A 24,726-nucleotide genomic window follows, 5' to 3' on the forward strand; every position below is an offset into this window, starting at 1 on the left:
AATTTTATATGTTTTTTATGCACTCCATGTCAAAAAATTTAGCCTTAAACGGCCGTTAATGATTGAGTGGTTAACGCGTTTTGGATTATCGATACCGCCTGGTGCATTTCTTGTTCGGTAACGGTTAGCGGCGGCAGGAGCCGAAGGACGTTTTCTCCCGCAGGCAGTGCCAGCAAACCTTCTTTTCTTAATGCTGCGAGCGTCTCCTGAACGTTAACATTTAATTGAATCCCCAGCATCATGCCAAGGCCCCGTATTTCTTTTACTTGGGGCAATGGTAATAAAGAAGAACATGCCTCCAACAAGTATTCGCCTTTCTCCTTTACATCTGCAAGGAAGGTGTCAGCAAAAATAACCTCCATTGTAGCAGTGGCTGCGGCAACTGAGAGCGGGTTTCCGCCAAAGGTTGAGCCATGGCTGCCCGGGCCGAATGCAGAGCTGAGATTTCCTTTTCCAATCACTGCTCCGATTGGCAGCCCGCTTCCCAAGCCTTTCGCCGCTGTCACAATATCAGGCTTCAGCCCGAAATGCTGGAAGGCGAACGGTTTGCCGGTCCTGCCGATTCCTGTCTGAATTTCATCGATAATCAGCAAGGCTTGATGGTTTTTACATAACTGAGCTACTTTTGCCAGGAATTGTTCTTCTGCGGTGATGATTCCGCCTTCACCCTGGATGACTTCAAGCATGACAGCTGCCGTTTCATCGGACATTTCCTTTTCAAGTGCAGCAATGTCATTAAACGGAATTGTCACGAAAGTTTCAAGCATCGGCCCAAAACCGATTTTCACTTTTTCTTGTCCTGTCGCCGCCATCGTTGCGAACGTGCGTCCATGGAAGGAATTTTTAAAGGTGATGATTTTATACTTTCCCGTTTGTTTCCGGGCCAGCTTAATGGCAGCCTCATTTGCTTCAGCACCGCTGTTCGCAAAAAACACCAAGTCAAGCCCTGCTGCATCAGCAAGCATTTTCGCGGCGGCTTCCTGTTTGTCAATCACAAATAAATTTGATACATGCCAGTATTGGGCTAATTGCTGCTCGATCGCATCCTCAACCGGCTTTGGCCTGTGCCCCAGATTGCATACACCAATTCCGGACGTAAAGTCGAGGTAGTGCTTCCCGTTCTTATCTATCAAAATCGTACCGACAGCCGAAGCCGGTTCAACTTCCCACTTTGTATATGTTGGAAACAGATAACTCATCATCATACCCCGCTTTTCTGCTTATAGTTGTGCCTTTCCATTGTGCATCTTGATAGATGGCGCCCTTTCCTGACACGATCATCGCATTTTTGACGCCCCGTTTAACAGCGGCAAGCGCTGATTCCACTTTTGGAATCATTCCCCCGTAAATTTGGCCCTCTAATATATATGCATCGATGTCTTCAGGCGTTAAATGGGATACCACAGAATCTCCAATTATGATTCCTTCCACATCGGTAACAAATATGCAGCATTCCGCCTGTAAAGCGTGCGCCACCGCGGCAGCGGCATAATCTGCGTTAATATTCAGCTTTGTGCCATCCGCTGTGACACCGACCGGGGTGATCACAGGAGTGAATTTTTCCTTTAACAGCATGTTAATGACGCTTTTGTTCACTTCAATGACTTCTCCAACAAATCCAAGCTCTTTTTTGTTAATAAACCTGGCTTTCAGGCAGTTCCCATCACTGCCGCTTAACCCGATCGGGTTAAAATCATATTGACCGAGAAGCTCAGCCAATTTTCGATTTGTTTGCCCTGTTAAGACCATTTCTACAACCTGCATCGTTTCGGCTGATGTTTTCCGCAGGCCGTTATGGAATTCAGGTGCTACATCATACAGTGCGAGAAGCTTATTGATATCCGGGCCGCCGCCATGGACGAAAACAAATTGCCAGCCTTGCTTTTTAAGCTCGTGCAAGCTTTTAAAAAAGGCAGGTGCCAGAGACTCGATTACACTGCCCCCGCATTTAATGACGACAACTTTATTTCCATTATGTTCGGTAGCTTGCGTTAATTTTGATATAGTCATAGGTTAAATCGCACCCCCACGCTTTGCCGACCCCGTCTCCTTCGTTTACATCGACAAATATTTGAATAAAGTCGCTCTTCAGATACTCTGTCGCCTCTTGTTCCGAAAATGACTGCGGCTCACTGTTGGACAACATCTTAATCGGGCCGATCGATATATCAACTGTCTCAGGATTAAGGCTGGCTGTGCTTTGGCCGATCGCGCAAATAATCCGTCCCCAATTTGCATCCGCACCGTATACGGCTGTTTTGACGAGATTGGAGCCAACGATTTGCTTGGCAATCATATTGCCATCATAGTTGTCAGCTGCTCCGGTTACGTTCACTTCAACCAGCTTTGTAGCGCCTTCCCCATCTTTCGCTATTTGCTTTGCGAGGCTTTCACAGCTTGCCGCGAGCAGCTCGACAAACAAAGGCCAGTCAGGGTGATTAGGCGTTAGCGCGTCATTGCAGGCTTTTCCATTTGCCATGACAAGCACCATATCGTTTGTTGAAGTATCCCCGTCAACGGTGATTTGGTTAAAGGTCCGGTTGGTCACTTCTTTCAGTGCTGCACTTAAGTGGCCGGAAGCGATGTTGGCATCCGTCGTTAAAAAGGCAAGCATCGTCGCCATGTTTGGATGGATCATTCCCGACCCTTTCGCCGCTCCGCCCATTACTACGGTCTTTCCATCAATCACTGCGGAAAAACACGATTTTTTCATGACCAGATCCGTTGTCAGAATAGCAGTTTGAAAGCTTTCAGCATTGCTTTCATCTGCTCCGGGAGACAAGCCGGCAATTCCTTTTTCAATTTTATCCATCGGTAAATATTCACCAATCACTCCGGTCGATGCAACCGCGACATAATGTTCTTTTATATTCAACTTGCGGGCTGTCAGTTCCCTCATCTTATAGGCGTCTCTCAATCCCTGTTCTCCTGTGCACGCATTCGCACATGCACTATTTACAATTACCGCCTGCACCAGGCCTTCCTGCGCCACGCTTTCCATTGTCACCTTTAGCGGTGCAGCCTGAAAGAGATTTGTTGTATAAACGGCAGCGCAGCTTGCCGGAGTTTCACTGACGATCACGCCCACATCTTTTTTTGCATAACGCATGCCGGCGTGAACCCCATCGGCTTTAAAGCCTTTTGGTGACAGGATGCTCCCTTCTGTCAACTCTTGTATTCCCTTTTTCACGGTAATCGTTTGCAAAATATTCCATCCTCCCTGTTACGGATAATAAGGTACAAATTCCAAACCGGCTTTTTCATCAAGCCCATTCATGAGGTTTGAATTTTGGACAGCCTGGCCGGCCGCCCCTTTCACTAAATTATCGATCACCGACACTATCGTCAGCCTGCCTGTTCTTTCGTCCGCATTCAGGCCAATATCACAATAATTGGAACCGGCAACCTCTTTAATGGACGGATAAGTACCAACTGGCCGGATTCTGACAAATGGATGATTTTTATACATTTCCCTGTATAAATCAATTATTTCATCTGTCGAAACAGGTTCGAGCAGTTGAACGTACATGGTCGCCATAATCCCCCTTGTGATCGGCAGCAAATGCGTGCTGAACGTGATGTTGCCAATCGCTTCATTCCACAGTTTTAATTGCTGTTCAATTTCCGGGATATGCTGGTGCTCATTGACTTTATAGATTTTTAGATTTTCGTTTACTTCCGAAAAATTTGTTCCTTTTGAAGCTGCGCGCCCCGCCCCGGAAGCCCCTGACTTTGCATCGATGATAATCATGTCCGGATCGATCAATTTATTGATAACGACAGGAGCAAGGCCTAGTAAAGCAGCAGTCGGATAGCAACCGGGATTGGACAAAATCCTCGCCCGGGCCACTTCCGTACTGTTCCACTCTGATAATCCGTATACAGCCTCATTTACGATTTTCGGATCGACTGCATTGTGTCCGTACCATTTTTCATAAACATAGCTTTGTTTTAAGCGCAAATCCCCTGATAAATCAACGATTTGGATGTCCGTGTCCGCAAACGCCTCTGCCAGCTTGCCGGAAACACCTGATGGGGTAGCCAGAAAGACAAGCCCGGAATGTTCAGCGATTTTATCGGGATCAATTTTTTCAAGCCGGTGATCAAGGATACCTGTTAAGTGCGGATATTCCTCACTGATGGGAAGCTCTTCTCTTGTTGAATGAATTGATTGTATATTGTATACAGGGTGAGAATGCAGAATCCTTAATAATTCAGCACCGCCATACCCGGTTGTTCCGATAATAGAAACGTTCATTTATTTCCCCCTTGAGAAAAATGTATATTTAATCATAAAAACTTATATTTATGAAAAATATGTTTCTCTTATTATAAGAATTTAGCTTTAAGAAAGCAACCGTAAAAACTAAATTTTTAAACTGTTTTATATTTTTATTTTTTATATAGTTGACGGTAAACATTTTTTATTTTTAAAATATTTAAAAGCGAGACAGTTTCGCACCTTCAAAAGGTGGTTAAAACATGCAGGTAATGGCAGAAATTTCGGCTGAATTAACAGAGATCTTCCAAATGGTGCATCATATGCGGAAAACGGAAAAGGGGGCATTCCTTTTTCAGGAAGGGGAAAATGCCGGTGAGCTTTTCCTGATTCAAAGCGGAAAAGTGCAAATCAGCAAAATGGTTCCCGATGGCCGTGAATTGACGTTAAGAATGTGTTCCGCAGGAGATTTAATCGGGGAGCTTTCTTTGTTTTGTCCTGCACCTAAATATATGCTGAGCGCAAAAGTAATCGAAAGCGGTGAAGTGGCTGTCATTTATAAAGACCATCTCGAGGAAAAGCTTGCCAAAAACAGCCGGGCAGCGCTGGAATTCATGAGATGGCTCAGCGGACAGCATCGGAAAACGCAAACAAAATTTCGCGATCTTGTCCTGCATGGAAAAAAAGGCGCTTTATATTCAACGTTAATCCGTTTTTCAAACAGCTACGGAGTTGCCGGAATAAACGGGATTTTAATCAACGTTCCCCTCACCAACCAGGACCTTGCCAACTTTTGCGGCACCTCAAGAGAAGTGGTCAACCGGCTGCTCGGCGAACTGCGCAAAAATGACATCATCAGCATTGATAAAAGCTTGATCACGATTCATGATCTCGATTATTTAAAGCTTGAAATCGATTGTGAAAACTGCCCGGTTGATATCTGTAATATTTGTTGAGTGACAATAAAATCATTTAATTTTGAGGATTCTAGCACGCATAGCACCGTCCGCAAAAATGGACGGTGCTAGAATAAAGTTATTTAATCCTTATGTAGATCCTATAAAATGTTACAAAACAGTAACAATAAAATTGTTTAAAAAAGTGAGACTCTTCATAATTACATTTTAGTTCTCTCTAAAATAGTTCATTCTTTCTCTCATTTGAATAATTCGTTTGATCGATTTAATTGTATCAAAATGCATACCTTCATGGTATAAACAAAAACTGATAAGTTCTTCTACTGTTGATAAAGTAAGACCTGTGGACGTATTATAGGGCTGCTCTAGCGCCTCTTTCATCCGAAATTCCAATGTTTGCTCGATCCTGTTAACTTGATTTTCGAGTAATCCAATTAATTCACGAATCGTTGGTGACACCTGTTCTTCCCAATCGGCTGGCTTAGTGCCGGTACTGAATAATTCCGCAAAGTGATTTGGCATTGTCATTTTTTCTCCAGTGAGATGAAATGAGAACTTTTCTTGCACAACATATATATGTCCTAGATTCCATTTGATATTATTATTGAATCCTTCTGGAATGAAAAGTGATGTCTCATCATTCATTTCTGCCACGTGACCAATTGTATTTTCTCGAACGAATCTTAATTGTTTGAGGATGTAGTTTCTCATCTTTTTTCCTCCTAACTATTCATTATCAAATCCAAAAATGTAGCTTTAAAATAAAGTTTGATCAAAAATACCCCACAAGCCAGCATTTTACGATAAATAAAAAGAATCCATTTTGAAAAAAGATTGATCAAAATGGATTCTTATCCAGCAGATTTAAGGTTGGTTTTTATAAAAAAAATTGATCATTTTGTACCTATGTTGTTCAACAATCGCGCCCTTCGTATTATAAGGTCATCCAGAATATATATCTGGCTACGAACTAAGTGAACTTCAGGCACCAACTGTTCAAGTGTAATCATCTCTAGTTGATCGCGATTCATTTGATTATTTTTAGACAACATCCAAATCACCTCTGTATTGTTCTATTTTCATTATATAAAAAAACTGCCGACAAATCCCCGGAAAGGGGGGATTTGTCGACAGTTTGAAACCCTGTATTAATACAGGGTTTTTATCAAATTTTATTTTAAATCCACAGATATTTGTAGTGGTGTTTATCGTAAAGTTTTCAATGCCTTGCTCCATGCGATAGTTTGATCTAACATGGCATTTACATTATCAAGGTGTAATTCAGCTGGTTTAAATGTACGAAAGCTTTCAAAATCTGTAAATAATGACAATGTCGGGTGTACACGAACGTCCGCTACTAATAATTCCCCTAAGATTCCACGTAAATGTTCAGCTGCACGAGCTCCACCCGTTGAACCATAGCTTACGATACCAGCTGCCTTATTGTTCCATTCATCGCGTGCTGAATCTAGTGCATTTTTTAATGCTCCTGTAATGCTGTGATTGTATTCTTGAACAATAAATACGAATCCGTCTAAGCTAGAAAGTTTTTCTGACCAAGCTTTTAATCCGGGTTCATTACCAGTACCTTCTCCTAAAAAAGGTAATTTGAAGTCTGCAATATCTACGATTTCATAATTTGCATCTCCACGTTTGTCAGCAATTTCCTTTACCCAATTTCCTACTTGTGGGCTTACACGTCCTTGGCGAGTGCTTCCTAAGATAATTCCGATGTTTAATTTTTTCACAGTTTTTTCCTCCTCATTAATTGGTCCACCAAATAATTTGTTTAAACCCCCCCATGCCTTGTGTATTGATAATTAGTTTTTTAAAAATGAAGTGTTCAACGTTAATTCTTATGGAAGATTCGATCTCTTCAGAAACAAAAAAGGTGTCTTAATGCGCACTTCAAAAATTTTCAATGTTTTCCACAACCGTATAGTACCCACCTTCTGCTCCTTCAATTAGATGTTTAATCTTGTTTAGATGTTCCGAGAAGTCAGTTTTTTCTAACCAACTTTTATGAAATTCAATACTCTCAAATGTAGTTATCATAATTGCCTTGTTATTATCGACAGAACGATGCCAACGACTACTAATCCAACCAGGAACAGCTTTATCCTTGAAGTTCAGTAATTCTTCAGCTTGGATAGTGACCAATTCATCTAGCTTGCCTGGTTTCGCAGTAAATACATTAATCCACACTATTGATTTACTAGAATTCATTTAAATAACCTCCTTTTATTTAAATTATCTTACCTACACCGAGACTAGCTGATGCAGCGACCAATTTTTGAAACGCTAAGTTGGGAGCTTTACGCATCCTTCATGCGTTCTTGACCACTCGAGCGACGCGAAAGGTATCGACCTTCGCTATCTTGGCACCGCAGAGCTTAATCACCTCGTCAATTGCTTCCTTGGCTTCGTCGTTGCCAGTTGCTTGAAAGCTTCTCTGCCAAGCTTCCTTAGAGAGCCATTGGACGTAATTAACCACTCGCCACCCATCGTCACTTGCATGGAAACTCACTGAGATGAATCCGGGGAAACTCTTAAAGTGTTGTTCAACTTGATTGGTGATACCGTTAATCAATGTTTGCTGTTGTTGTGGATCGACTTCGAACTCAACCATCACCGTAAAGAATCGGTTTTCTTCAATTATAGGCATTTTATTCTACCTCCCTTGAATGGTTGCGATGACTGTCAGTACTAACCCTACTAACTAAAATTTTGTTTTTTGAAAATACTAGGGGGTTAAAGCCCTAGTGAATATCTGGACACTCTCCATTATAAAATCTTCCAGTGATACGGTTGGAAAGTTAGCATCGGACTCCAGATCGTTCATAAATGCACCAAAATTCATCACCATGAACGACAAAGCCTGAACTTCCGGGTTCGTCCGTATCAGTTTGCCTTTCTCGAACATAACCGTGAAATAATCTGTTAAGATTTCCATTAATTGTTGAGGCTGTTTCTGTGTTCTTTCTCGAAACCCTGGCATATTGCCTTCCTCCTTTATGCTGATCATAATCATTTTTCGGTTGCGGTTCATAATTTCATGGTACGTCCTGCTAATCATGAGCAAATCTGCATGTAAATCCCACATAAGCTTCTCATTGAAAAGTTTTGTCATCTCTTCAGCATAGTGAAAACGGTCAAATGCCATTTCGAGAAGATTTTGCTTACTTCCAAAGCGACGAAACAGCGTCTTTTCACTCAAACCTGCAGCAGCAGCGATTTCCTGGGTAGATACACAATTGTAGCCTTTCTCCGATATTAGATCGATAGCTGCCAACAGTAGCTTAGCATCGTTGCTTAAATGATTACTGCTACTCATACTCTCACCTCTTCCGAATAGACTGTCAGTACTGACTGTTCTTTTGTTCCATCATATACCATCTGTTTTAAATTTGTCAATATACTTGTAGAATGACAATAAAGTTATTTAATTTTAAAACCTCAAACATGTATAACCCCGTTCTCATATTAGTACGGGGTTAAAATAAAGTCGTTTAACTTTTGATGTAGATTACTTCATTGCTCTTAAAAAAATAACAATAAAGTCGTTTTAATTTGGGAGCTTTATTCAAGAATTGCGCCCGTTTGGAGAAGACATTTAACGCGCCTGTTACTCATTCATCTAAAGATGAGTAAGAATATTGACAAGCTTCCCGAATGGATCTCTTACAAAAAACCGCCGAACCTCGCATGGTTCCTCAACTGGTCCATACTCAATTGGAATCCCTGCCTTTTTAATACGAGTTAAGGCATCGTCAAGATCATCAACTTCAATAGACAAATCAGGCACAGGCGTCCCAGAACCTCCCTCAGAGAGAAAACTGATTTGAGTATTCACTTTTTCAGATGAACCGTAAGTCGCAATAAATCCCATATCCATCAATTGATCAAGTTCAAGTACTTCCTCGTAAAAATACTTTGCTTTAGAAATGTCCTGCGTCTCAATGTTGGCAACAATTCGCTTTACCTTCATTTTCACATCCTCCTAAAGTTTTGATGTCTATTTTTTTATTCATTAACTGGCCCAATTCTTGAATAACTATTTGCTTAAACAGTACCATATATCTCTCGTACGCACATAGCTTTTTAAACAGCTTTATTATGAATTAAACGACTTTATTACATTAATTAAACAACTTTTTTATTACTAAACAATATTGACTAAATAAAAAATCTTCATGACCAGTGAACGCGGCCATGAAGATTTTTTTAAATAACAGCAATCAGCATTACAGTAAAGAAAAAAGCGGAATTGGCGATTTCAAGGATTCCAACTTTTTTAATGGAATACGGCTTTCCGTAAAAAGCAAATGCCCTCATCAGGCTCGGCAAAAAGGCAACAGCAGCCAGCCATTCCCCGAGGACAAGCCAGACAATCGGGACGATGATATGATACGTCCAGGAAATCCGTTTATATAAAAGGCTTTTCTTTTCCCTGATCATTGTTTTCACATAGAAGGTGCTCCCGACAAAGAACAAAACCGATGCGATGAAAATCAAAACCAAGTCCTCTGAAATCATTCCGGCACTTAAATACCCGCTTGCAAGCCCGGCAATCGCAAAAACAAAGATAGCACTGAAATCATTTAAAAGGGCCCGGTCTTGATTCTTGCCCGAGAAATAAATATTAACGAAAAAGAGCGGAAGCATCAAAAGCCCGAAGAAGAATAGCGATGGCCTTGCCCATAAAGGAGCCATCAGCAGAATCAAAGCAGGGACGAGATAAATAAGTGTCCACTCTATATAGAAGTTTACTTTCTTTTTTTTGAATAATAAGAGCATCGGATATGTTGCTAAATATAAAAGGAGCCAGCCGAAGAAAAAAGGGATGTGTTCGAAGCGGACTCCCGCAGCCGCTGCACTCAGCCAAAAAGGAATAATCAGCATCGCCCATGCTCCATGCTGTTTCGGCAAAAATAACTTCATAATCATGTCTCTCCTTACCTGTACTACTGTAAGTGTATAGAACTTCCGGCGTTTAATAAGTGAAACAAATCACAAAACGAGAGTTATTTTTGGTTTTTTCTCATTTAAAAAGGGCCCAATGGACCCTTTTTCATACGCTTATTTGCAATTGTGTGCTTTTTCCGTTAAAAAGCGGGTAATCCATTGCACTCCTTCATGTCCACCTGCCGGGAAACATGGAATATGTAAACCGGCCAATTCGCTATGCCCTTCAAGCTCTTTATGAAAAAGGATTACCTTAACCTCCTGCAGCTGTTTGAGGAGGAAAAGATCCTCCTCTCTTCTTAATAAAACAGCCTTCGGGTAATTTTCATGCTTATGCCCTTCGACAATGATAAAGTCGGGCTCAAAAAAGGACATAAATTCTATCTTTTTAGTTAGTGGCCAGCTGGCATTTTCGCCATGGATTATGACCCTGCCGCCACCTTCAACGAGAGAAGCAGCCGCGCCGGCCATGACATGCCGGCTTGTGTCCTTTTCAACCGGAATATCCGGCTTTCCGCCATGGCCATGGTGTTTAATCGTCACCGCCGTAAAACCGCTTTTGGACAGAATTGAAACCAGGCTCGTCACAAGCAATGTCTTGCCGCTGTTTTGAAAACCGGAGACTTGGAACACAAATGGTTTTACCATGGCCATTCGCTGCCGGTTTGATCTTCAAGCAATAATAGCTCCACTTCATCTCCCGCTGCAAATCCCCGTGTGCCCCCAGGCAAAATCATCAATGAGTCTGCGCCGGCAAGGCTCATGACGATGTTTGATTTATCAACGCCGCTTGGAGAGGCAGTCAGCCTGCCATCCTGAAAATCAATGGCGCTCCTGACAAAGCGTGCGAACGGATTCGCTTTTGGAAAATCAGCGGTAAGAATCGCTTTTTCTTTTCGCAAATGCGGCTTTTCCGAGAACAACAGTGTCCGGATCACCGGCCTTGTAAACAATTCGAATCCGACATAACAGGCGGAAGGATTTCCGGAAAGGCCAAACAGCAGCTTCCCTTGATATTGGGCAACGGTCGTCACACTGCCCGGCCTCATCCCGACTTTATTGAATAACACTTCTGCCCGCAATTTTTCGTAAATGTCCGGCAAATAATCGAAGTCCCCTACGGATACGCCGCCTGTTGTGACAAGCATATCAACCTCGTCCAAAGCATTTTTTACAGCCTCAAAACAAATATCAAAAACATCCGGGAGCTTGCCGAAATAGCTTACTTCTGCTCCTGCCCGCTCAATCTGGGCCGAAATCATATGCGAATTGCTGTTGCGGATTTTACCCGGAGATAACGGCTCCTCCACTTCAAGCAGCTCTGTCCCGGTTGCAAACAGGCCAACGACCGGCTTTTTCGCAACCGGAACTTGTGCATATCCAAAAGTCGCCAGCACGGCCTGGATGCCGGGGTTGATAAACGTTCCTTTTTTTACAAGAACGTCGCCTTCTTTCGCGTCTTCGCCCCGGAAAGAGATATTTTCACCTTTTTTCGACTCGCGCTTGACAGACATATAGCTTTTGCCATCGCGTTCAACTTCTTTCGCCAACTCCAGCATCACAACGGCATCGCACTGTTCAGGCATTTGCGCGCCGGTCATAATGCGGACGCATTGAAACGGCCCGACGCTTTTAGAGGTGAGCAATCCGGCACCAATATGGTCGATTACTTCAAATTCGACCGGATTTTCTTGTGACGCTCCCACTGTGTCGATGGAGCGGACCGCAAATCCATCATACGGGGCCCGGTCAAAATGCGGCACATCATGGGTGGCGATTATATCTTCAGAAAGATAGCGTCCATAGCTTTTCGTAATCGGTATGTATTCTGTCTGTCCATTCTTTGCATACTTCATCACTCTTTTTACTGCTTCCCCGATAGAAATCGGTTTTCTTCTTTCAACCATCATTCATCAGCTCCTACCTGCACTTACAACAGCAATTTAACGTACTTTTTGCCTCTTTATTATATAGGGTATACGAAACAGTCGATCATGACAAACATCACAGCAGACAAGAAAAGCGCAAGCGCCTTGCTCAGCCCCGACAAGCGCTGGCCGACTAAGATCGCCACGTCCTGTGGCAACGTCGGCACTAGTACGTCCTGTACGTCGGACGGCCCTGACAGTGAAGTCGTTCTTTGACTTCATTGGCAGGACTGAAGCGACTCGAGGGGCTAGGCGCTGGAGCTGGACATTGAAATGCCCAACTAAGTTTAAAAAATTTATACTTTAACTACAAGAACAAGTGACCAGTTTCTAATCTTTGTGGAGTAGCAACATAAAAAAATCGTCAAATGTGATATGCATCACCTTCAAGCCAATCATAATCCTTTATTCTTAAAGTGTGATCAAGATCTTTATTGAAATTAAGGAGGAACAATAATGAGTTTGCCATTTTCAGCAACATCGCTTGTAAAAGATATTGTAAATGAACTGCCTAAATCCAGCGATATTTTTAAACGCCACCGAATTGACTTTTGCTGCGGAGGCAATATTCCCCTGACCGAGGCTGCAGCACAGCGCAATGTCGACGTGGATTCATTAATGGAAGAATTGAATGAAGTTTATCAAAAGAGCGGGAATGAACCAACAGATATAAAAACATGGATGGCTACCGGCTCCGCTGAACTGATCGAGCAAATCAAAGAAAAATTCCATCGTCCATTGGAAGAGGAATTGTCACAGCTCAGTCCTTATGTAACTAAAGTGTCCAGGGTTCATGGTGACCGCCGCCCGGAACTCCTGAAAGTATATGAGCTTTATTATGAATTAAAGAAAGAGCTGCTTGAGCATACAGCAAAAGAAGAAGAAAGCATTTTCCCATTGTTGCTGAAGCTCGAAACAACCCCTGAGGCAGAGCGCACCCGGATTTTGGAGGAAATTAGACAGCTTGAAAAAGAACATGATCATGCAGGCGCGATTTTAAAAGAACTGCGCGAGATCACTTCTGATTTCACTCCGCCTTTTGATGCGTGCGGAACGTACCGTTTAATGTATAAACGTCTCGAAATGCTGGAAGAGCAAACATTCATGCATGTCCATCTTGAAAATAATATTCTCTTCCCGCGCTACCTGACTGCAAATTAACAGACGCCTTCCAGGCCGTTTTCGGCCTCGTTTCCCTTACCTTGTCGGATGAATCCGACAAGGTTTTTTTAAAAAAAATTACTCTCATCATCCATTGAACAAAAAACAACCCTTCCCAGAGTTGTCTCTTCACCCGCCGATATATGACATTTCAATTTTCTTTCGGTTTGCGATTGTTTCTGCTGTCCGTTCATCTGAATAGCGGTCGCCACGATGTTCCCAAATCGAAATGATTCGCGCTTTGATCTCCTCATCCGTTGCGCCTGCTCTCATGAAGTCGCGCAAATCGTGGCCGTTTCCGTTGAAAAGGCAAGTAAAAATTTGGCCGTTTGCCGACAATCTTGCCCTTGTGCAGGTTGAACAAAACGATTCAGAAACGGATGGAATAAAGCCGACACGCGCGCTCGCATCCTTGTAGGAATACAATTTGGCGACTTCCCCGTAATACGCGGGTTCCACCGCCTCAAGAGCGTCGTGCTTTTGCAAAATCTCATAGATTTCTTTTTTCGTGACGACGTCATCCATTTTCCAGCCGTTTGTGCTGCCGACATCCATGAACTCAATAAACCGGAGCTCCAGTCCTTCCTGTTTACAAAACTTCGCCATTGACACGATTTCATGTTCATTTAAGCCTTTTTTGACGACCATATTAATTTTCACGCCCAGTCCCGCTTCTTTGGCAGCATTAATGCCTTTTAAGACCGGACCGGTGCCGACGTTTCTGCCGTTAATTTGGCCGAACAGCTCATCATCAAGACTATCGAGGCTGACATTGACCCGTTTTAAGCCGGCAGTTTTCAGATCGCTTGCAAGTTTAGGCAGTAACACTCCATTAGTGGTCAATGCAATATCATTCAACCCTGGAATATCAGCCAGCATTTTTACTAATACAGGCAAATCCCTGCGCAAAAGGGGTTCTCCGCCTGTTAAGCGGATTTTTTCAACACCGAGTCCGACAAAGATTCTCCCAAGCCGTTCGATTTCTTCATAAGCAAGCAATTCGCTTTTCGGCAGAAACGGAAAGTCAGGGCCGAATATTTCAGCAGGCATACAATACTGGCAGCGGAAATTGCAACGGTCGATGACAGATATGCGCAAATCCCTTAAGGGCCTGTTTAATTGATCGCGAATCAAGTGATTTTTCAATCCATCACCCCCATATATGAGACGTATTTTAACAAACCTTATGTTGGAGTGCTGTTATTATCCTCACACTTGTTATTGTTCATTTCACAAAAGATACACCTGCCTATATTTAATCATAAAAACATAAATAATATGTGAAACTATGAAAATTGTCATGAGAATGTCAAATCCGCTCTATGTAAAGCAGGAGAATTTCTGACAACTTTGTGAATTACCACTATTATCCTAATGTTAATGTTATGATATGAAAAACGTTTTCACTTTATGAAAAGGGTGATATAAATGACCGTGATAATGAAACCAACTCATTCGATTGAAATTAAAGAACTGCTTCGTTTTGCCGACCACAAAATCCAAACTAAAAAAGGCACTTACCTTTTTCAGGAAGGAACGGAAGCAGATTTGCTCTACATCGTATTATCGGGAAAAATACAAATCAGCAAAATATCTGCAGATGGCCGCGAGCTGAGCTTAAGGATTGTCAGCCAGAATGATATTTGCGGGGAGCTGACACTGTTCACTGATTCCCCGAAATATTTGCTTAGTGCACTGGTTCTTGAGGACGGCGAAGTCATGGCGGTCAGGAAGGAAGTACTGGAAAGAGAAATATTCCAAAACAGTGCCCTTGCATTTGAGTTTATGAAATGGATGAGTGACCATTTCCGCAAAACACAAACGAAGTTTAGAGATCTTGTCCTAAACGGGAAAAAAGGCGCGTTATATTCAACACTTATTCGCATGACAAACAGCTACGGGGTGAAAATGAGGGATGGAATCCTGATTGACCTTCCCTTGACAAATCAGGAGCTGGCAAATTTCTGTGGCACATCGCGGGAAAGCACAAACCGGATTTTAAATGAGCTAAAGCGGGAAGAGGTTATTTCTACGAAAAGAGGCAAAATCGTCGTCCATGATGTTCAATTCCTGAAGGACGAAATTGGCTGTGAAAATTGTCCGGCCACCTATTGCAGCATTGACTAGAAAACCGGTAAATTGCCAAAAAGGGATGGGCGAATCCATCCCTTTTTTTTGTTAGACATTTTCGGCTTGTTTGTTCCTCATCGATTTTGGTATATAAACGCAGAAAGGCTCGCTCTCCAAGTAATCCCCTGTCATCGCATAGGCGCGCGAACGGGAGCCGCCGCAAACATAACGAAACTCACATTGTCCGCATTTTCCTTTATACATGTCAGGATTCCGCAAGTCCTTGAAAATGGGTGATTCCCTGTATATCTCGGCAAGCGGCTGCTCACGGATATTTCCTGCTTTCACCGGAAGCAGTCCGCTCGGATAGACATCGCCAATGTGTGAGATAAACACAAAGCCGTTGCCGTCATTGACGCCCTTTTGTGCTCTCCCCAAGCCATCAATCGAACCAGTGAGCCCTTGATTGGTTAACGCATCTAAATATTGGATTTCGGCTGGTTTTGCTTTCGCTTCCCTCATTTTTTGCTGGATCACGACGCGCCGGTAATGTTGGGCTGCTGTTGTTTTGATATCAAACGGCACCCTTTTGCTTAACTGGTAAAGCCATGTAAATACCTTCTCATGTTCAACAGGCGAAATCATGTCCTTCTCCTGGCCTCTGCCGGTCGGGACAAGAAAAAAAACACTCCACAGGACGCACTGTAAATCCTCTACAAGCTGTGCCATTTCATCAAGGTAATCAATATTATAACGGGAAATGACGGTATTGATTTGTACCGGTATCTCAAGCTCATGCAAATACTTGATGCGTTCAAGCGTTAAGTCAAACGATCCCGCAGTCCCGCGGAAATGATCATGCACCTCCGCTGTCGGGCCATCGAGGCTGAACGCCCATCTGGACAGGCCGACTTCTTTCGCTTTCTCAATCGCAGCCTTCGTGACATTTGGCGTTGCACTTGGAGTCATTGAAACCCTTACCCCTTTATGCACCGCATAAGCAGCAATTTCAAAGACATCATCGCGCATGAGCGGATCGCCGCCGGTAAAGACAAGAAGAGGGTTGTTCATTTCATAAATTTGGTCAATCAATGCCTTTCCTTCTTCAAGGTTTAATTCGCGGGGATCCCTTTTATATTGTGCTTCGGCCCGGCAATGCAGGCATTTAAGCTGACAGGCACGCGTTAACTCCCATATAACAATAAACGGATCTTTATTAAAATCTCTCGAAAACATATTTGCCACCTGACCTTTTCTGCTTCCCGGCCTGGAGTACCGCCGTCTTTTCTGCAAAATTTAACGGTGAGCCGGTGAAATAAGATAGCTTTCGAAAAGATTATAGGCGATTACCGAGTTAAAAAAAGTGAAATATCTCACAAGTAAACAGTTTTTTTTCGTACTTATGATATAATTTTGGTTGATTGGTTGAAGAACATAGGCAAATCTAAGAAAAGTACAAGCGATTTTTGAAAGGCAGAGTGCTATTAACAGCAAAATGTTGTATTTTATGCTTATAAAATTCCTTTTTACCTCTCTTTTGAATCAGTTTAATCAAATGACTTGTTTTTCGGGCTTAAATATCCCAATTTAAACCATATATTTCTATAATATGCTAATCACCATAGGTTATCCGGATTATTTACGCGAAAACAGAGGGGAATTAAGCGAAAGTGGACATTAATTAAGCGAAAAAATCAATAATTAAGCGAAAACCAGCTTTATTTAAGCGAACCTATTATTGAAAATCCTGTTCCTGCAAAATACCTTAGCGCAGTAGTATGCAAACTAAAAATTTTTACTTTACTTCAAAAAAATTCCAGCAGGAAAATTCCCTGCCGGAATTCTTTCTATTATTATTGAACGCCCAATGCGATCTTCGCGTACCTTGACATCCGGTCCTTTGACCATGGCGGATTAAAGACAATGTTGACATCGACTTCTTTTACTTCAGGAATATCATCCAACGCGCGCTTTACGGAATCGACAATCGTGCCGGCAAGCGGGCAGCCCATTGAAGTGAGGGTCATCGTGATCGTTGTTTTGCCCTCTTCATCCATTTCCACATCGTAAACAAGCCCAAGGTTGACGATATCTACTCCAAGCTCAGGGTCAACAACAAGTTCAAGTGCTCCCAAAATACTTTCTTTCAATTCCTGATCCATTCTGTTTCACTCCTTCGCGGCTTTTTTGTCCGTACTGATATCATACCAGAGAAAGCAACGCGTTTAAAAGCAGAAGCACTACAAGTATGCTTCAAACCATTTAACCGTGTTTGTGATCCCTTCCATGCTTACTTTGTGCTCCGCTTTTTCATCACTGATAAATTTCAAACGTTCCTGAGCATTTTGATAAGCTGGTTTTATTGACTGATAAAAATTATAGGCCGGCTTGTAGGGAACAACCGGGTCCTTTTGTCCATGCCAGAATAATAACGGTCTTTGTTCAAGCTTTTCAGGCTGGACACTTAAATCGTACTCCCGAAGCTGGCTGAAGAGGTTATCTATTTCATCTTGACTAAACGGGAAGCGAATTCCCCTTTTTTTCATTTCGTCCAATTGGGCGAGCGCAAATTTTTCATAGTAAGGCATACCCATTAAGCTTACTGCTGCTTTAATCCACGAGTATTTCGTCAATGCTCCGAGCGTAATAATCGCACCCATCGAGGTGCCGGCAAGGCCGATCCGCTCAACATCAATATAATTTTGGCGTTCGTAATATTCTTTAATAGTATTTAGCTCTTCAATCGTATTTAATACAATATCCCAAAATCTGAAGTTTAAGTTTGTTTCGCCTGATTCCTGTGCCCGTTCACCATGATGGATCGTTTCAGGCAAAACAACGCGGAACCCCTTCTGGGCCAGCAAATAGCCATAATGCAAATTGTTTTCTTTCGCGCTTGTAAAACCGTGAACAAAAATGACAAATGGCAGCTTTTTGGTACTTTCCTCCTGTTGGACCAAATGTAGAGCGGGAATACTGCCAATACGCAGATTTTCAACAATAACCAACTTAAGAACCCCCTGCAACGATGAAACAATTGCTTTTCAAAGTGAATTTTTTTACAACTTATCATGAAATTGATAACATAATAATAAAGGTAAATATAGCAAACCATTATAGAATGTAAATTCTTTCTATAAATTGAGTTTATCATGTAGACATTATTTTTTCTAAAGCTTTACACTCAATATATAAATTCGCTGAAGAAGGAGACCATATGGCAGAGAGACATTTGATCGCTTTGGATCTTGATGGGACATTATTAAAGGATGATAAAACAATATCTGAAAAAACAAAGGGTGTGCTAAATAAAGCGCGTGAACAAGGCCATGTTGTCATGATTGCAACCGGCAGGCCGTTTCGTTCGAGCGAGATTTATTACCATGAGCTTGGCCTCGATACGCCGATTGTGAACTTTAACGGTGCATTTATACACCATCCGCTCGATACAAGCTGGGGAGTTTATCATTCACCAATGGATATAGAGGTCGCAAAGGATATCATTGAAGCGCTGGATGCTTTTCATTTTCACAATATTATCGCTGAGGTTATTGATGATGTGTTTATCCATTATCATGATGAAAAATTATTGGACGTGTTCAGCCTGGGAAATCCGAACATTACAACCGGCAATTTACGGGAATTTTTAAAAGATTCGCCGACAAGCATGCTGATCCATACCGATGAAGATCATGTCCGGACGATCAGGGACCACCTGTCAGATGTCCACGCCGAGGTGATTGACCATCGCCGTTGGGCCGCACCATGGCATGTGATCGAGATTGTCAAGTTCGGCTTGAATAAAGCGGTCGGCTTAAAAAGAGCTTGCGATTATTTTCAAATCGCTCCCGAAAATGTGATTGCCTTTGGAGACGAGGACAACGATCTCGATATGCTTGAATTTGCAGGCAGGGGAATTGCGATGGGAAATGCCATTGATATTGTTAAAAACATCGCCAATGACATAACTTTGACAAATGAGGAAGATGGCATTGGCGTTTACCTGAACGATTTATTAAATTTAAAAGCCTTATAATTGCGCGCGACTGAAAATTTTTTAAAAAAATGGCTTTTAATCCTAGTTGTTTACCTTCAAGGAGAGCATAATAAAAATGAAGCAGCGTTGCTGTTTCATAGTTCAAAACTCGGATGGAGGGATTCGTATGGGTAAACGCAATAAATCAAAACGCTTTGTACAGTATGGAGTAGACACCGTCTCGAAGCATGATGAACGCATCCCATATCACACAACATACGCTGAAGCTGAGGCTCGGAAAATGGCGAATGTGAAAGAATCATCTCTGGGAGGGATATAAGGCCGGCAGGCAGATGTTTTCAAGGCTAAAAAACAACATGCAAAAAAAAGTGGTTCCGAAAGAGCGTTTTTTCGGAACCGCTTTTTTTTAAGGCTGTTTAAAGCTTTCAAGAAGGACCGGATAGGTATGGAAGGTTTGCCCGCCCTGGCTCGTCCGTTCATAAAGGTTGGCAATAACGGAGCCATTTTTCGGGAGTTTATCTTCCGGAATATGGATGCTTAACTCGAATTTGGACCAATCGGGATATTTCGAGCCAGGTCGAAACCTTTGCTCTGTAACCAATTCATTATGGCCATCCTCTGCCGTATAAAAAAATTCTCCCGTGCCGGGCCGCGCTTCCCCCGTAATCGTATAACTGCCTTTTACACCGGACGCTTTAATATTCCGAAAGACTGGATTTTCCATAGGAATGATAAGCTCAGCAGTCGCAGTTGGATGATCATTTGCCACGCCGTTTATTTGTCTTGCTGTGATGGATGCTTCCACTTTATAGTTGCCGGCTTTGACCCGGACACCATCCTGTTTGTAGTTCCATTCTTCCGTCCATGAAACTGTTTCCTCAGGGTTTAATGTTAACGTTTGCAATGCCTGCAGGAACGAGCGGCCTTCAGAATATTGATAGACGACACCGCCGTTTTCATCTCTGACGACAATATCGAATTTTTGTGAGCTTGAAAATTCAAAATCCAACGGCTTTGTTCCATCATTTTTTAAAGTTAATACAAACTCCGCTTTTTCAGGACCTCCAATGGCATGGACAAAAAATTGATAAGATCCTCCTGTTTCACTAAAAACATTCTTGGGCAAATAGGAAAGCAATAAGCAGAAGATCAGGATAAACATTTTTTTCATTGTGCTGCCTCCAGATGACGTGACTTAATCCTTCCGGAACATTCCAAAAACCTCTGTTGTCTGAACAATATTGGTAAAGGCATGGGGATCAACGTCTTTAATAATCCGTTCGAGATCAAATAATTCGTAGCGGGTAATGACAATGATCATCATTTCTTTGTTTTCGTTTGTAAATGCTCCTTTTGCCGGCACCCGCGTAATGCCTCTGAGAAGTTTTCCATAGATAGCCTCTTTCAGTTCTTCCGGCTTTTTTGTAATAATCATGACTGTCAACTTCTGATACCTTGTATGGATGGCGTCAATTACCCGGGTTGAAGCATAGAGGGCAACCAGTGTGTAAAGCGCTTTCTCCCACCCATATAAAAAACCTGCTGTTATTATAATGATGGCATTAAGTGTAAAAAAATATGTACCGACCGGTTTATCTTTCATTCTTGACAACACCATCGCAACAATATCCATCCCGCCTGTTGAAGCGCCCCATTTTAATGTTATCCCTACTCCAATCGCTGCGATTACCCCGCCAAACACAGCATTCAGGAGAATATCATCAGCCACTTCTTTAATCGGCAGCAGTTCAAGAAATAAAGACATGGAAACGACACTGATAAAACTGTAGAGCGTAAACGATTTCCCGACTTTTCTCCAGGCGAGAATTGTGACCGGTATGTTTAAAATAAACAGCAATATTCCTGTCGATAACGGCAGTGCCGTAAAATCAGTAACTACCGTGGAGATGAGTTGCGCCACGCCCGTAAAGCCACTTGCGTATACATTCGCAGGAATTAAAAAAAAGTTCATGGCAATCGCATTTAATACCGCTCCAATCAGGACAACGATAAATTTTTTTGTATGTAATAGGACCATCATTTACCCCCAGTAAATTATCATCACAAACAGTCCGCTAAAAGCAGACATACCTATTAAATCTTTACCCAATTTTGCTGACCGCCAATACAATTCATTGTATTTTTTCCATAAAAACGCTAAACTTAGTACATAAATTGGTCGAAAGCAGGTGATATTCATGTCAGTAAAAATATTGGCTGACAGCGGGTGTGATTTACCTTTGCAATTTTACAAGGAAAATGATGTTGCCTTAATTCCGCTCAAGGTTCATCTGGATGACAAGGAATATGAGGACATTAAAACGATTGAGCCAAAAGCGGTTTATGATGCGATCCGCGAAGGGAAACACCCAAAAACGTCCCAGGCTTCACCGCATGCATTTAAAGAAGCATTTATGAGAATGGCTGAAAATAACGAAGATGGAATTTACATAGCGCTTTCTTCCCAGTTATCAGGCACGTATCAAACAGCCGTGATGATCCTTGAACAAGTAAAGGAACAATATCCAAACTTTAATCTGACGATCGTCGATACGAAAGGTGCTTCACTCGGATATGGGCTGGTTGTCGTTGAAGCAGCAAGGCTTGCCAGTGAGGGAGCTTCAAAAGAAGCGATTTTGCGGGATGTCGAATTTCGGGCCCGTCACATGGAGCATTTATTTACCGTTGATGATTTGGAATACCTGGCAAAAGGCGGCCGCGTTTCGAAAGCATCCGCTTTTCTTGGCGGCTTGTTAAACATCAAACCGCTCTTAAATGTTGAGGATGGCAAACTGATTCCCCTTGAGAAGCTGCGTGGCAAGAAAAAACTGCTGCGCCGCATAATCGAGTTAATGCGTGAACGCGGCGTACAATTGGAGACGCAAAAAATCGGAATCAGCCATGCCGATGATTTGGAAACAGCCGAGGAAATGAAAAGCCTCATTCAGCAAGAATTTGGCCCCAAAGATGTGATGATTACCCAGATCGGAGCCGCTATCGGATCTCATACCGGTCCAGGCACGATCGCGATTTTCTTTTTAAATAAGCTTCCTGTGGACTAATACTTGCTTCTGCTTTGCTTCGCAGACAATATCCAATTCATTAAGCTATGAAAAAAAGACAAGCTTCGGCACCATGCCGATAGCTTGTCCTTTTTTATTTTGGCTGGCGGTCTTCTTCTTTTTTCAAATAAGTCCAGCCTTCTTCTTGATAGATCATGTCTTCTTTGATCAATTTGCCAAGTGCCCTTTTAAAAGCAGCTTTGCTCATTTGGAAACGTTCACTAATCTCTTCGGGCAGGCTTTTATCCCAGTATGGCATCGCTCCATTCCGCGAAGCGAGATAAGCTAAAACGGTTTCCGCATCCTGATCCATCAAATCCTGCTTCCTTTTCAGCAAAGAAACATTGACCGTGCCGTCTGCTTTGACATCGATGATGCGCCCTTCTACCCTTTCTCCAAGGCGCGGCTCTTTATCCCTTTGCGATTCATGGATAAAGCCTTTAAAACCTTCAGAAGTATATATCCAGCTGCCCACCTTGGCTGTCCTGTATATATATCCCTGAATATTTTTATTGAAGTCTTTTTTGCCGGCTTTGACCGCGATTTCTTCAATAATCTTGTCAGTTGCAAGGCGCGCATAGAGGCGATGATTCCGATTGACCCGGATCGTTGCATAAAGCAGATCCCCTTGTTTCGGCCAGACGCCTTTATGGGCGGGGAGATCTTCTTCCCCAAGCAATAATTCTTTCTGGATGCCGATATCAAGAAATACTCCCAAACCCGGATTGACATCGGTTACGGGCACCCAATCATAGCGGTCAACCGCGATAGTCGGGATCGTATCAGCAGCAGCGATTCTTCCATGTGAGTCGGTGTAAAGAAAGACTTCCAGCTCATCTCCCTCTTCGTATGATTGTTTTGCCTCGTTCGTATGCAATAGTACATCTTCTTCTCCATCTGTTAAAAACAAACCGAAATCGGATTTTCTGGCGACCTTCAGCAATGCTGTCCGGCCCAATTTTTCTGATAAAGACAAGAAAACTCCTCCCAATTGTCTTTCTTTTTCATACCTGAACTGCCGTACAGGCACATAGTTGTTTGGACTGCTATATTTTACTATAATGAACGCATAAAGAAAAATGTTTACCGGAGGTTATTATGTCAAAAGAGAGTTCATTTGATATTGTGTCCAAAGTTAATATGTCTGAAGTCACGAATGCGATTAATATTGCGATGAAAGAAATTCAAACACGCTACGATTTTAAAGGAAGCAAAAGTGACGTATCACTGGATAAAGAAGAGCTTGTGCTTATTTCCGATGATGAGTATAAGCTGGGCCAGTTAAAAGACGTGCTTTTAAGCAAAATGATCAAGCGGGGCATCCCAATCAAAAATCTCGATTATGGAAAAATCGAAAATGCCTCAGGGGGAACAGTACGCCAACGCGCCAAGCTTGTCCAGGGAATTGACAAAGAAAATGCCAAAAAGATTAATACAATTATTAAAAACAGCGGCGTAAAGGTCAAGAGCCAGGTCCAGGACGACCAGGTCAGGGTCACCGGAAAAAACCGTGACGACCTGCAGAAGATCATTGCAGCCATCCGTGAAGCGGATTTAACCGTCGATGTCCAGTTTGTTAATTATCGATAATCAGTTGATAAGGAAAGTGGCTATTCAGTCACTTTTTGATTTCAAGTTACAAATTGGATTGGGTTGGATCGTGCTTTCTTTAACAGAAAATGGTATGATTTAGTTAGTGGAAATTAAATCAATTTAAATTCTGAGCGAAGGAGGGGTTGAACGTGAAAGACAGGGATATAACGACTTCCCGGTCAAGGGAACAACGCAGAAATGCACAGGCTTTGGCAAAACAAATCATGGATCACCCCAGATTAAAAGGTAAACTATATGGAAGACAATTTACGAGAAATGCTGTTGAAATTGAAGTTAAAAAAGGAGAAGACGAGACACCAAAAGAGGTCATTAGATTACAGCCAGTAAAAAAACGTTTGACTAAAGCAGAAAAGCGGGCTTTACACCAAAAATTAGCCGGCAGTGCAAGACACTTTAGCTTAGAAGGTCTAAGAGAAGCAGACAGAATTGCAAACCGTGAAGATTGGGAGGAAGATGTTAGGTGACCACAAAAGTGTTAATTGACAATAACATTTGGGCAGCCGATGAAAAGGGATATCCAGATAAGGTTGCGTATAAAGCTTTTTGCGAAAAATATGAAGAAGATTAAAAAAATGGAATAGTATAATCATTGTTACCTAGAGTTGGTTTTTTCCCCGACCGTTAATTGGTCCAGCACATTTTATTTAACCCATAGGTTGTCCATACTTTTCTTTCCTCATTATCACTCTCCAAACTACTTTAATAGTGTTTACAAGTGACCCCCTATGATAAAGGTTCCAGCCTTTCATTGACAAAAAAATTTCACTTTCAGTCTCTGCAAATATTTTCCATG

28 protein-coding genes are annotated in these 24,726 nt (G+C 42.3%); 8 read left to right on the forward strand and 20 right to left on the reverse strand.

Annotated features, from left to right (window positions below; genetic code table 11):
* Positions 1-44: 44 nt before the first annotated feature.
* From CU633_RS03370 to argC, 4 genes are read right to left on the reverse strand one after another with little or no spacing between them, the layout of a single operon-like run.
* Positions 45-1,199 carry an acetylornithine transaminase gene (locus CU633_RS03370; RefSeq protein ID WP_101658319.1) on the reverse strand — a complete coding sequence of 385 codons (1,155 nt, stop codon included), beginning with the start codon at positions 1,197-1,199 and terminating at the stop codon, positions 45-47.
* Entirely contained in the window at positions 1,159-2,010 is an 852-nt protein-coding gene (gene argB, locus CU633_RS03375; protein WP_101658320.1) for an acetylglutamate kinase, read from the reverse strand. Before argB ends, CU633_RS03370 begins: the two co-directional genes overlap by 41 nt.
* Positions 1,973-3,205, reverse strand: a complete 1,233-nt coding sequence (gene argJ, locus CU633_RS03380; RefSeq protein ID WP_101658321.1) for a bifunctional ornithine acetyltransferase/N-acetylglutamate synthase — start codon at positions 3,203-3,205, stop codon at positions 1,973-1,975. Before argJ ends, argB begins: the two co-directional genes overlap by 38 nt.
* A gap of 18 nt (positions 3,206-3,223) precedes the next feature.
* A complete protein-coding gene (gene argC / locus CU633_RS03385) occupies positions 3,224-4,258 on the reverse strand; it encodes an N-acetyl-gamma-glutamyl-phosphate reductase (protein ID WP_101658322.1) in 1,035 nt (344 codons plus the stop codon).
* A 233-nt stretch (positions 4,259-4,491) separates the two neighbouring features.
* Between argC and CU633_RS03390 the strand changes: the two genes are divergently transcribed.
* Positions 4,492-5,175: a Crp/Fnr family transcriptional regulator gene (locus CU633_RS03390; RefSeq protein ID WP_142383389.1), complete on the forward strand. Its 684-nt coding sequence runs from the start codon at positions 4,492-4,494 to the stop codon at positions 5,173-5,175.
* 168 nt (positions 5,176-5,343) lie between these two features.
* Here the strand turns inward: CU633_RS03390 and CU633_RS03395 are convergent, their stop codons facing one another.
* From CU633_RS03395 to CU633_RS03435, 9 genes are all read right to left on the reverse strand, one after another.
* On the reverse strand, positions 5,344-5,847 hold the full coding sequence (locus tag CU633_RS03395) for a DinB family protein (protein WP_101658324.1): 504 nt from the start codon (positions 5,845-5,847) through the stop codon (positions 5,344-5,346).
* Between the two features lie 494 nt (positions 5,848-6,341).
* A complete protein-coding gene (locus tag CU633_RS03400; RefSeq protein ID WP_101658325.1) occupies positions 6,342-6,884 on the reverse strand; it encodes an NADPH-dependent FMN reductase in 543 nt (180 codons plus the stop codon).
* Positions 6,885-7,044: 160 nt separating this feature from the next.
* Positions 7,045-7,362 (reverse strand): antibiotic biosynthesis monooxygenase family protein, encoded by a 318-nt coding sequence (locus CU633_RS03405; protein ID WP_101658326.1) that lies wholly within the window; start codon positions 7,360-7,362, stop codon positions 7,045-7,047.
* Positions 7,363-7,462: 100 nt separating this feature from the next.
* Positions 7,463-7,801, reverse strand: coding sequence for an antibiotic biosynthesis monooxygenase family protein (locus tag CU633_RS03410; RefSeq protein WP_101658327.1), 339 nt, complete (start codon positions 7,799-7,801; stop codon positions 7,463-7,465).
* Positions 7,802-7,879: 78 nt separating this feature from the next.
* Complete coding sequence (locus tag CU633_RS03415) at positions 7,880-8,470, reverse strand: TetR/AcrR family transcriptional regulator (protein WP_101658328.1); 591 nt, start codon at positions 8,468-8,470, stop codon at positions 7,880-7,882.
* 303 nt (positions 8,471-8,773) lie between these two features.
* Positions 8,774-9,124, reverse strand: a complete 351-nt coding sequence (locus tag CU633_RS03420; RefSeq protein WP_101658329.1) for a VOC family protein — start codon at positions 9,122-9,124, stop codon at positions 8,774-8,776.
* 236 nt (positions 9,125-9,360) lie between these two features.
* Complete coding sequence (locus tag CU633_RS03425) at positions 9,361-10,077, reverse strand: YwiC-like family protein (protein ID WP_101658330.1); 717 nt, start codon at positions 10,075-10,077, stop codon at positions 9,361-9,363.
* 138 nt (positions 10,078-10,215) lie between these two features.
* Entirely contained in the window at positions 10,216-10,749 is a 534-nt protein-coding gene (mobB, locus tag CU633_RS03430) for a molybdopterin-guanine dinucleotide biosynthesis protein B (protein WP_180954842.1), read from the reverse strand.
* Positions 10,743-12,008: a molybdopterin molybdotransferase MoeA gene (locus CU633_RS03435; RefSeq protein WP_101658380.1), complete on the reverse strand. Its 1,266-nt coding sequence runs from the start codon at positions 12,006-12,008 to the stop codon at positions 10,743-10,745. Before CU633_RS03435 ends, mobB begins: the two co-directional genes overlap by 7 nt.
* Positions 12,009-12,485: 477 nt before the next feature.
* Here CU633_RS03435 and ric point away from each other — a divergent pair, with 477 nt between their 5' ends.
* Positions 12,486-13,190 carry an iron-sulfur cluster repair di-iron protein gene (gene ric, locus CU633_RS03440; RefSeq protein WP_101658332.1) on the forward strand — a complete coding sequence of 235 codons (705 nt, stop codon included), beginning with the start codon at positions 12,486-12,488 and terminating at the stop codon, positions 13,188-13,190.
* Between the two features lie 129 nt (positions 13,191-13,319).
* On the opposite strand, the gene moaA is transcribed toward ric, so the two are convergent.
* The gene (gene moaA / locus CU633_RS03445) at positions 13,320-14,336 is read right to left on the reverse strand and encodes a GTP 3',8-cyclase MoaA (protein ID WP_101658333.1); all 1,017 of its coding nucleotides are present in this window, start codon (positions 14,334-14,336) and stop codon (positions 13,320-13,322) included.
* A 282-nt stretch (positions 14,337-14,618) separates the two neighbouring features.
* Here moaA and CU633_RS03450 point away from each other — a divergent pair, with 282 nt between their 5' ends.
* Entirely contained in the window at positions 14,619-15,317 is a 699-nt protein-coding gene (locus CU633_RS03450; protein WP_101658334.1) for a Crp/Fnr family transcriptional regulator, read from the forward strand.
* Positions 15,318-15,368: 51 nt separating this feature from the next.
* Here CU633_RS03450 and CU633_RS03455 read toward each other — a convergent pair whose 3' ends face one another.
* The 3 genes from CU633_RS03455 to CU633_RS03465 all read right to left on the reverse strand — a co-directional run bounded on the left by CU633_RS03455 (position 15,369) and on the right by CU633_RS03465 (position 18,268).
* Entirely contained in the window at positions 15,369-16,496 is a 1,128-nt protein-coding gene (locus tag CU633_RS03455) for a TIGR04053 family radical SAM/SPASM domain-containing protein (protein WP_101658335.1), read from the reverse strand.
* A gap of 617 nt (positions 16,497-17,113) precedes the next feature.
* Complete coding sequence (locus CU633_RS03460; protein ID WP_101658336.1) at positions 17,114-17,422, reverse strand: metal-sulfur cluster assembly factor; 309 nt, start codon at positions 17,420-17,422, stop codon at positions 17,114-17,116.
* 78 nt (positions 17,423-17,500) lie between these two features.
* Complete coding sequence (locus CU633_RS03465; RefSeq protein WP_101658337.1) at positions 17,501-18,268, reverse strand: prolyl oligopeptidase family serine peptidase; 768 nt, start codon at positions 18,266-18,268, stop codon at positions 17,501-17,503.
* A 209-nt stretch (positions 18,269-18,477) separates the two neighbouring features.
* On the opposite strand from CU633_RS03465, the gene CU633_RS03470 reads away from it, so the two are divergent.
* Together CU633_RS03470 and CU633_RS22690 are read left to right on the forward strand one after the other, a co-directional pair.
* Entirely contained in the window at positions 18,478-19,296 is an 819-nt protein-coding gene (locus CU633_RS03470; RefSeq protein WP_101658338.1) for a Cof-type HAD-IIB family hydrolase, read from the forward strand.
* A 127-nt stretch (positions 19,297-19,423) separates the two neighbouring features.
* A complete protein-coding gene (locus CU633_RS22690; protein ID WP_180954843.1) occupies positions 19,424-19,576 on the forward strand; it encodes a hypothetical protein in 153 nt (50 codons plus the stop codon).
* Between the two features lie 87 nt (positions 19,577-19,663).
* On the opposite strand, the gene CU633_RS03475 is transcribed toward CU633_RS22690, so the two are convergent.
* The gene (locus CU633_RS03475; RefSeq protein ID WP_101658339.1) at positions 19,664-20,428 is read right to left on the reverse strand and encodes a BsuPI-related putative proteinase inhibitor; all 765 of its coding nucleotides are present in this window, start codon (positions 20,426-20,428) and stop codon (positions 19,664-19,666) included.
* A 24-nt stretch (positions 20,429-20,452) separates the two neighbouring features.
* Positions 20,453-21,295 carry a YitT family protein gene (locus CU633_RS03480; RefSeq protein ID WP_101658340.1) on the reverse strand — a complete coding sequence of 281 codons (843 nt, stop codon included), beginning with the start codon at positions 21,293-21,295 and terminating at the stop codon, positions 20,453-20,455.
* A 160-nt stretch (positions 21,296-21,455) separates the two neighbouring features.
* Here CU633_RS03480 and CU633_RS03485 point away from each other — a divergent pair, with 160 nt between their 5' ends.
* Positions 21,456-22,319 carry a DegV family protein gene (locus CU633_RS03485; protein ID WP_101658341.1) on the forward strand — a complete coding sequence of 288 codons (864 nt, stop codon included), beginning with the start codon at positions 21,456-21,458 and terminating at the stop codon, positions 22,317-22,319.
* A 94-nt stretch (positions 22,320-22,413) separates the two neighbouring features.
* Here the strand turns inward: CU633_RS03485 and CU633_RS03490 are convergent, their stop codons facing one another.
* Positions 22,414-23,295: a CvfB family protein gene (locus tag CU633_RS03490; protein WP_101658342.1), complete on the reverse strand. Its 882-nt coding sequence runs from the start codon at positions 23,293-23,295 to the stop codon at positions 22,414-22,416.
* 122 nt (positions 23,296-23,417) lie between these two features.
* Here CU633_RS03490 and CU633_RS03495 point away from each other — a divergent pair, with 122 nt between their 5' ends.
* The gene (locus tag CU633_RS03495) at positions 23,418-23,909 is read left to right on the forward strand and encodes a YajQ family cyclic di-GMP-binding protein (protein WP_101658343.1); all 492 of its coding nucleotides are present in this window, start codon (positions 23,418-23,420) and stop codon (positions 23,907-23,909) included.
* Between the two features lie 152 nt (positions 23,910-24,061).
* Positions 24,062-24,397, forward strand: coding sequence for a hypothetical protein (locus CU633_RS23205; RefSeq protein ID WP_257958448.1), 336 nt, complete (start codon positions 24,062-24,064; stop codon positions 24,395-24,397).
* Positions 24,398-24,726 lie beyond the last annotated feature (329 nt).

Origin of the sequence: Bacillus sp. V3-13 (assembly GCF_002860165.1) — a bacterium.
Taxonomy (GTDB): domain Bacteria; phylum Bacillota; class Bacilli; order Bacillales; family Cytobacillaceae; genus Bacillus_BJ.